Annotated in this window: 8 protein-coding genes and 1 pseudogene; 5 read left to right on the top strand and 4 right to left on the bottom strand. The window is 67.9% G+C overall.

The window, feature by feature from the left end:
* Positions 1-247: 247 nt before the first annotated feature.
* On the top strand, positions 248-634 hold the full coding sequence (locus ACGFWI_RS05790; RefSeq protein ID WP_393904649.1) for a MerR family transcriptional regulator: 387 nt from the start codon (positions 248-250) through the stop codon (positions 632-634).
* A gap of 46 nt (positions 635-680) precedes the next feature.
* Positions 681-1,037: a thioredoxin gene (trxA, locus tag ACGFWI_RS05785; protein ID WP_393904648.1), complete on the top strand. Its 357-nt coding sequence runs from the start codon at positions 681-683 to the stop codon at positions 1,035-1,037.
* Positions 1,038-1,313: 276 nt separating this feature from the next.
* Here trxA and ACGFWI_RS05780 read toward each other — a convergent pair whose 3' ends face one another.
* The 3 genes from ACGFWI_RS05780 to ACGFWI_RS05770 form a co-directional block, all read right to left on the bottom strand.
* Positions 1,314-2,057, bottom strand: a complete 744-nt coding sequence (locus tag ACGFWI_RS05780; RefSeq protein ID WP_393904647.1) for a class I SAM-dependent DNA methyltransferase — start codon at positions 2,055-2,057, stop codon at positions 1,314-1,316.
* A gap of 193 nt (positions 2,058-2,250) precedes the next feature.
* Positions 2,251-2,742, bottom strand: a complete 492-nt coding sequence (locus ACGFWI_RS05775) for a DUF3995 domain-containing protein (protein ID WP_393904646.1) — start codon at positions 2,740-2,742, stop codon at positions 2,251-2,253.
* Positions 2,743-2,801: 59 nt separating this feature from the next.
* A complete protein-coding gene (locus ACGFWI_RS05770) occupies positions 2,802-3,143 on the bottom strand; it encodes a DUF6191 domain-containing protein (protein ID WP_393904645.1) in 342 nt (113 codons plus the stop codon).
* An 841-nt stretch (positions 3,144-3,984) separates the two neighbouring features.
* On the opposite strand from ACGFWI_RS05770, the gene ACGFWI_RS05765 reads away from it, so the two are divergent.
* Positions 3,985-4,911, top strand: coding sequence for a cobalamin-binding protein (locus tag ACGFWI_RS05765; protein WP_393904644.1), 927 nt, complete (start codon positions 3,985-3,987; stop codon positions 4,909-4,911).
* Positions 4,912-5,044: 133 nt separating this feature from the next.
* Positions 5,045-5,287: pseudogene (locus ACGFWI_RS05760) on the top strand (N-acetyltransferase); the annotation flags it as partial.
* 218 nt (positions 5,288-5,505) lie between these two features.
* On the opposite strand, the gene ACGFWI_RS05755 reads toward ACGFWI_RS05760, so the two are convergent.
* Complete coding sequence (locus ACGFWI_RS05755) at positions 5,506-6,183, bottom strand: HdeD family acid-resistance protein (RefSeq protein WP_393904643.1); 678 nt, start codon at positions 6,181-6,183, stop codon at positions 5,506-5,508.
* A 586-nt stretch (positions 6,184-6,769) separates the two neighbouring features.
* Between ACGFWI_RS05755 and ACGFWI_RS05750 the strand changes: the two genes are divergently transcribed.
* The gene (locus ACGFWI_RS05750) at positions 6,770-7,222 is read left to right on the top strand and encodes a VOC family protein (RefSeq protein WP_393904642.1); all 453 of its coding nucleotides are present in this window, start codon (positions 6,770-6,772) and stop codon (positions 7,220-7,222) included.
* Positions 7,223-7,504 lie beyond the last annotated feature (282 nt).

Raw genomic sequence — 7,504 nt, 5'->3', positions numbered from 1 at the left:
CAACCCGGCTCGGCCGGACACTCCCCGCGCGACGCTGGTCGGCCCGACCAAGACCAGACCTGCCAGCCGGAAAACAACCTAAATCACCGGTATTGCCACTAGATGAGCAGGAACTAGATGAGCAAGAACGAAACCCCTCGTGACGCCGGCGCCCGCTTGGGGGCTCCCGGTGACATCCCGACCTCCGGCGCTGGCCTTGGCGCCGGTGTCAAGGTCTAGCGTCTCGGGTGAACAGGGAGGAGCCGCCGTGCGGATTGGGGAGCTGGCCGAGCTGGCCGGGGTGAGCACGCGGTCGCTGCGTTACTACGAGGCGCAGGGGCTGCTGAGGACCCGGCGGGCCGCCAACGGCTACCGCGAGTACGGGGACGAGGACCTGCGGATGGTGCAGGAGATCCGCTCGCTGCTGGACCTCGGCTTCGGGCTGGAGGAGACCCGGCCGTTCGTCGAGTGCCTGCGCGACGGGCACGAGACCGGCGACCGCTGTCCTGACTCGATCGCCGTCTACCAGCACAAGCTCGCCGAGCTGGACGCATGCATGACCCGCCTCGGCGAGGTGCGCGAGCGGGTCGCCGGGCAACTGGAGCGGGCCGTCGTGGCCCGGTTGGCCGATCCGCGCTGCGAGTTCTCCCCTTGAGTCCGGATGATCTGGACCTGCCCGCCCGTGAGCAAAGGACGCCCTGATGACCACCACCGCCCCCGCCGTCGTCACCGTAACCGACGACACCTTCGACCATCTGGTGCTGCGAAGCGCGCGGCCCGTCCTCGTCGAGTTCTGGGCACCCTGGTGCGGTCCGTGCCGACAACTGGCGCCGGTCCTGGACCAAATCGCCCATGAGGAGGCGGATCGCCTGATCATCGCCAAGCTCAACACCGACGAGAACCCCGCCACAATGATCGCCTGCAACGTCCTTGCCGCCCCCACCCTGCAGCTCTACCGCGAGGGCGAGCTGGTGAAGGAGATGGTCGGCGCACGGCCGAAGCGGCGGCTGATGCAGGAACTGGAGGACGTCCTGCCGCACGTCGGGCAGATGGATTAACGGCAAGCCGGTCAGAGAAGAAGATGCCTTGCCTCGCCCCTCGTTTGGATCACGGGCCGCGCCGGTCCGGTCGCGAGATCGAGCGCGATAGCGGCCCGGCGCCCTTGCTGACGAGGTGGCGGGGGATCATCGTCGGACTCCGGGGCAAGATCGTCGGGCGAACTCGTCGTCGAACTCAACCGGAGCCGGCCGTGGCGGGGATCCCACACACCCGTCGTGAGGAGTGGCGCCCGGACTCACGGCGGGGGAACGACCACCGAGCGAGGCCTGGGACTGTTACGCAGCGCTGTCTGCGCGTTCGTAAACGCTGATGTGACGCCAGCTTGCGGCGGTGTACGGCTCGCCGTTCCACCCGCCACACCGTTCGCGTAGCCGGAGTCCAGCGATGCGGGCCATGAGGTCGAACTCGGGCGGGTGGGCCAGTCGTAGCCTGATGGGAGAGAGCCTGATACCGCCGCTGCTGATGCGGATGTGGTTCAGGTCGAGTACCTGCGTCAGTGGGTCGTACCGGCCGGCATCGAGGTCGACGTGTTCGAGGCTGACCTGCTCGGTGTCGAGGTACTGATGACCGGAGCGTGAGGGCGCAGTGGGGATGCGGCATTCGAGGACGAACACGCCGTCGTCGGTGAGATGCTGGGCGGCGTTCTGGAAGCATCGGACCTGGTCTTCCTGGGTGAGCAGGTTGCCGATCGTGTTGAAGACCAGGTAGGCCAGCCCGTAGGTGCGGCCGGTGGTGACGCGGGACATGTCGCCCATGGTCACGTCGACTTGATCGCCACCTGGTTTCTCACGCATCCGATCGACCATGTCTTCCGACAGCTCGATCCCGTCCACGTGTACCCCCGCCTGCATGAGGGGCAGCGCGACCCGGCCGGTGCCCACTGCGAGTTCCAGCGCGTTCTGTTGCCCTGCAAGCTTGGCCAGGAACGCGACGGTCTCGGCCTCATCACCGCGTGGATCGTCGTCGTACCGCCGAGACACCTCGTATCCGAAGCTCGTCTTGGGATCGAATCCCTCCACGGAACGCACCTCCCATGATCAGCCGAATCGCTTGGCCAAGCCTGCCGAAAGCTCGGCGTGTCCGGGCCGGACCTTACCGCCGAAGTTCCCTGCACCACCACGCATTTAGCGAGCCATCCGATCGGGCAGCAACGCCCGAGCCCGCACCCACTGCGCGTCATCCGAACGAAATAGCCAGGGCGTGTCCGTTGGGTCAGCGAGCCTGCCGGGCCTGGTCGAAACCTGCGGGTCCGCCGTCCTCGCTGCTGCGGTTGAGGCAGCGGCCATTGGCGGTATGCCTGCGGGACCGAAGGGCGGCGAGGCCGAAGGCCAGTCCTCCGGCGATGAACCAGGGGTTCCAGAGAGCCAGCGTCCAGGCCCGCTGCCCCACGCTCACCGAGGTGTCCAGGTGCGTTGAGTTGGTCAGCAGCAGCACCTCGATACCGACGCCCCGGACCAGTAGGAGGGCACTGACGCCCCACCCCAGCCACCTTGCCATCAGAGCGGGAACACCCCGGAGCCTGGACCGGGCAAGCAGCCATGCCAGCAAGGCGCCGAGGAGGCAGAGCGCACCCACACCCCACAAACCGGCTACGACGAACCACACCGGGCGCTCGGTGGCCAGTGGACCGGCGGAGATGCTCAGCCCCACATCACCGCCGACGGCCCAGTAGAAATGCAGCCCGGCGAACGCGACCGCCCACAAGCACGCAATGCGCCCCCACAGCGTGGACGGTTCTGCACCTGTTCCCTCCGGTTCGCGTCTCACCGCCGGCCCTCAAGAACATCGGGCCTGTCAGCGCACGGGCCGTCCGCTTCCCGTGGCAACACGATGAACGCCGTGCCCTCAGTCAGGTCAATACTGGAGCGGGGCGGCGCACCGTCGCTCTCGTCGTCCCGCACCAGCAGCTCCACCCGCCGCTGCTCCAGCTCCACCGTCTTGTTTCCGTTCACGACCGCCGTGAATTCATCGAAGGCAATGTTCGACAACGACTCCCCCGTGCGCCTGCGTAGCCACGGGATCAAGCCCAGCCCCGTGAACCATCGCCACGCGCTCTCCACCAGGGCGAACAGGACCAGCAGACACCCGAACGCGGGGAACGACATGAGCCAAAGCGTCATAGATGGTCCCCCATCACCCTCAACACAGTTGACTGCCGGGAATCGACGGAGCGGTCGGGCGTCGTTCTCCTCGGACGTGCGGACCGGGAGAACTCAGGGCCCAGACATCGGTCCGCGCGTGGACCACTCGCACAGACGCTCCGGCACCCATCCCGGCAGCGTCGTACGTCACCCGACAGGGGTGGCTCCCCATCTCGCGGGCCATGCGCTCTGCCCGGAGCGGCACAGGCCGCTCGGTCCCCTCGACCGCCGTCGTTGGACTCGTCTCGCTTTGCCATGGGATCACTGTTCTGGATCCGCGGCGCGCAGGAATCAGACCGGCGCATGATCCGCTTCCCCCATGCGGCGGAGGCGCCGCCATGGAGATCCACCGCAGGGCGGAGTGCCGTGGGAGCAGGCCGACGGCGGAGTGCCGTGGGAGCAAGCCGACTTCGGTAGACCTGACGGGCAGCACACCCAAGGACTGTCCGGCGCACCCTGCGATGTTTCCTCCAACGCCCGCCCCGTCCCACATTTTTCGGCAAGTGCGACTTGGAAGACGGGCACATCAACTTCCCGGCCACCACCAGTTCGACATCGCCGCCAGTCGGCCCGGCCGGGCCTGCGCCCGCTGAGCGCCCCGCACGTCCTCGGGAACATCGACGACGAGGAGCAGGAGCCCGACGGGAGGACTGCTTCGTCGTCCAGTCGGTTCGAGGACGTGACAATGACGCCAATGATGCCAATGCATTGAGTACGCAGCAGCGCCGCAAACCCACGAACCGGTAAGTGGATGCCCTCGCCCAGCCCACCCGTCCTGTCGCCCCATGGGGCCTAAGGTCGGAGCATGCGCATCGTCTCGCTGCTCCCGGCGGCCACCGACATCGTGGCCGAGCTCGGTCTGACCGCCGACCTGGTGGGCCGCACCCACGAATGCGACTGGCCGCCGGAGGCTGTCGCCGGTGTGCCCGTCGTCACGGCTGCCGAGTTCTCCGCGGACACCCTGAGCAGCCGGGAGATCTCCGACGCGGTGGGGGGCGCCTCCCACGCGGGCTCGTCGCTCTACACCCTCGACACTCAGGCGCTGGCCGCCCTCGCTCCCGAGGTGGTTCTCACCCAGGACCTGTGCGACGTATGCGCGGTGTCGTACCGCAGCGTCTCCCAAGCCGTCCGGGTCCTGGACGCCGGCACCAGGGTGCTCAGCCTGGAGCCGCGGACCCTGGGCGATGTACTGGACTGCCTGGTCACCGTGGGCACGCTGCTGGGCGTACGCGAACGCGCCGAGCGGCGGCGGGAGCACCTGCGCGCACGTCTGGCGGAGGTGGAGCGGCTGACCGCCGGGCGGCCGCGGCCACGCGTGGTGGCCATCGAGTGGCTCGACCCGCTCTGGCCCGCGGGCCACTGGGTGCCGGAGCAGGTCACCTGCGCCGGTGGCACGCCGCTGCTCGCGGCGCCGGGCGAGCACACCAAGCCGATGGAGTGGGCTGCGGTACGCGCCGCACGCCCCGACGTCATCCTCGTGCTGCCCTGCGGCTTCAGCCCCGAACGAACGCTGCGGGAGCGCAGTCTGCTCACTGAACTGCCGGGCTGGGACGAGCTGCCCGCCGTGCGCAACGACGCTGTCTGGGTCCTCGACGGTCCTGCCTACTTCAACCGGCCGGGCCCCAGGGTGGTCCGGGGCGCGGAGGTCCTGGCCCACGTCCTGCACTCCGTCGCTGCGGGCGACCCCGTGAAGGCAGGCGAGGCAACCCGCCTGTCGGCATCCGAGGGCTGAGGGCTGAGGCGAAGCCGGCCCGGATTGTGCATGTGGATACCGCAACCCCTTCTGGGTCAAGTGGAGTTCCGGCGCTGTGACTCCGCAATGAATTCGGCTGCGGGCTCATGGACCTACGGCTAGCCTCCAGCCCATGACCTGGCTTCCTGCTGATTTCGTCCATCCCACCCGCGTGGACCTCCCCGACGGCCACCATCTGCGCCCCATCTCCGGCGCAGACACCGAGCTCGATTACCCCGCCGTGATGGGCTCACGGCAGCGCCTGTGGTCCATCTACGGTGAGGCGTGGGGCTGGCCGCAGGCCACCATGACTCTGGAGGAGGACCGGGCGGACCTGATACGTCACGAGGTGGAGATAGCAGCGCACGAGTCCTTCATCTCGGGTCGGTTGCGATCCGCAGCGCTCGGACCTGCTATGCCACAGATTACTGCGACGGTTGCCGTCGTCGATCTGAATGCCTTGCGGGCCGGCTCCATTTTCCTGAGCTCCCAAGTGCACGAGCAACGACCACCACCACATGGACCGCACCAGCCAGTTGGCACGCGACGTGCTCGAAAATGCGTCGCTGCCTGGGTGGCCGGCGCGTTCCGTGATCAGTGCTGGGGGTGGGGGCGGGAGTGGAACATGGGCCGCCGCTTGGTGGCAGTGCCCTGGGTGAGGCGGCCGACTTCGACGCGCATCTTGATGGCGTGGAAGACCTCGACAGCGCCCACGACGATGGCCATGATGCCCACCACCAAGGTCAGCGCGGCGATCGAGCCGAACGGCGACACGATCAGCACGATGCCTGCCAGAGTGGTGATGATCCCCGAGAAGAGCTGCCAGCCGCGCGCCGGAATGTCCTCGGCGGAGGCCGCCGTGGCGGTCACCATGATGCCGCGCAGCACCCAGCCGAAGCCGATCCACAGCGCGAGCAACAGAATCGATTCCAGGGTGCCCCGGAAGCAGACCAGGCCCAGCAGGATGAAGAGCGCGCCCGCGACGAAGTGCAACACCCGCAGATGCCGAGGGACGTGTGTGCCGAAGGCACCGGCCAGCTGAAAGACACCGGTGGCCAGCAGATAGATGCCGAAGACTACGCCGACGACCCGCAGGGTCTGGCTGGGCCAGACCAGGACGACGACGCCCAGGGCGATCGCAGCCAGGCCCATAGTGAGCAGGAATTGCCATCCCATGTTCGCCAGGGCGCCCAGGCCCCCGGCCGGGGAGACATCTCTGGGCTCCGTGCCGTGCGGAGGGCCGGTGCCTGAGAAATCGGAGGGGTATGTCATGCCGTCTGCCTCCTCCAGGAAAGATCACGGTCAGATGGATCCAGTTCCATCGTCACCTGCCTGGCCCCGTCCCGCCTGGCAGGCGCTCACGGGTCCCGTCGGTGACCGCAGGTGCCATACCTCCCCCGAGCAGCCCCGAGCAGGCAGAAAGGCCGCTCGGGCGCCGGCCTGACGCTCACGGGTTGTAGCGGGCACCGTGGCGCGATGGCTCGAAGACGGAGCCGTCTTCGAGGGAAGCGCCCCGACGGGAAGCGCCGCCCCGGGGCCCACTGCCACAGGGCTCGCTGCCATCGCCAAGGCATCGATCGCCTTCGGCTTCTCTCTGTCCCGGTGAATGGGTGCGTGCGCCGCCGCCAGTCCCGCTAGTTGTCGCTACACGCCCTCGGGGGCTGATGCCGACCATCTACCGCGGTGCCTTCACCAACCGGCACGGACCGGGCCCGGCCAGTGGAATCGGCTCCCTGGACGGCACCGGACTGAACTGTACGGGCGTAACGGCGCCCGCAGCGGTGTGCGCCTCGGCGGCTTCGGGCTCGTGAAAGTTGATAATGCGCCGGTTATCGCGGTCGGCGGAGAGAGGCCTGAGATGGACAACGACGGTATTCCAGCCCCGAGTGAGGGGCTTTTGATGACGCACTTCTTGACGGTGCGTGATGTGACGCGTTCGCGCCGGTTCTACAGCGAGGTGATCGGCGGGCAGGTCGTCCTGGACGAGAACCCGTGCATCGTGAAACTCGCCAACAGTTGGATCATCATGAATCCGGGCGGCGGCCCGACCCCGGACAAGCCCGACGTGACGCTGGTCCCGCCCAGTGAACCGCGGACCGTCTCCAGCTTCATGAACCTGCGAGTCGCCGACATTGAGGCCTGCTATACCCAATGGAGCGCGAAGGGAGCGGAGTTCCTGACTCCGCCGATCGACCGGAGTGCCGAGGTCCGCTGCTACCTGCGCGATCCCGATGGCTACCTGATCGAGGTCGGACAGGCCACCGGAATGCTGAAAGGTATTTTCGCCCGCACCGACAACAATCCTGGGTAGTTCATCCTCCCCAGACGGATCCCCAGACGGGTCCCCAGTCAGGTCCCCAGACGGGTCCCATGACGCTGTCCGCCCAGGCAGGTCCCGTCACGCTGCCGACTCTCTGATAGGCGCAGGCCACCAGGCATCAGAGGCGGTCGAAGGCTCCCCGCCACGGTTGCCCGTCCGGCAGGCCTCGGCGGCCCTCAGCCGGCCGTACGTCACGGCCGCCACCTGCGCGGTCTTCACACGACGTGGGGCCTCCGCTCGGCAGAAGCCCCACGTCACCTCACCTCACCTCGT

It is taken from the genome of Streptomyces sp. NPDC048434 (assembly GCF_043200375.1).
Taxonomy (GTDB): Bacteria; Actinomycetota; Actinomycetes; order Streptomycetales; family Streptomycetaceae; genus Streptomyces.
This window is presented reverse-complemented; position numbering and strand designations above follow the sequence as displayed.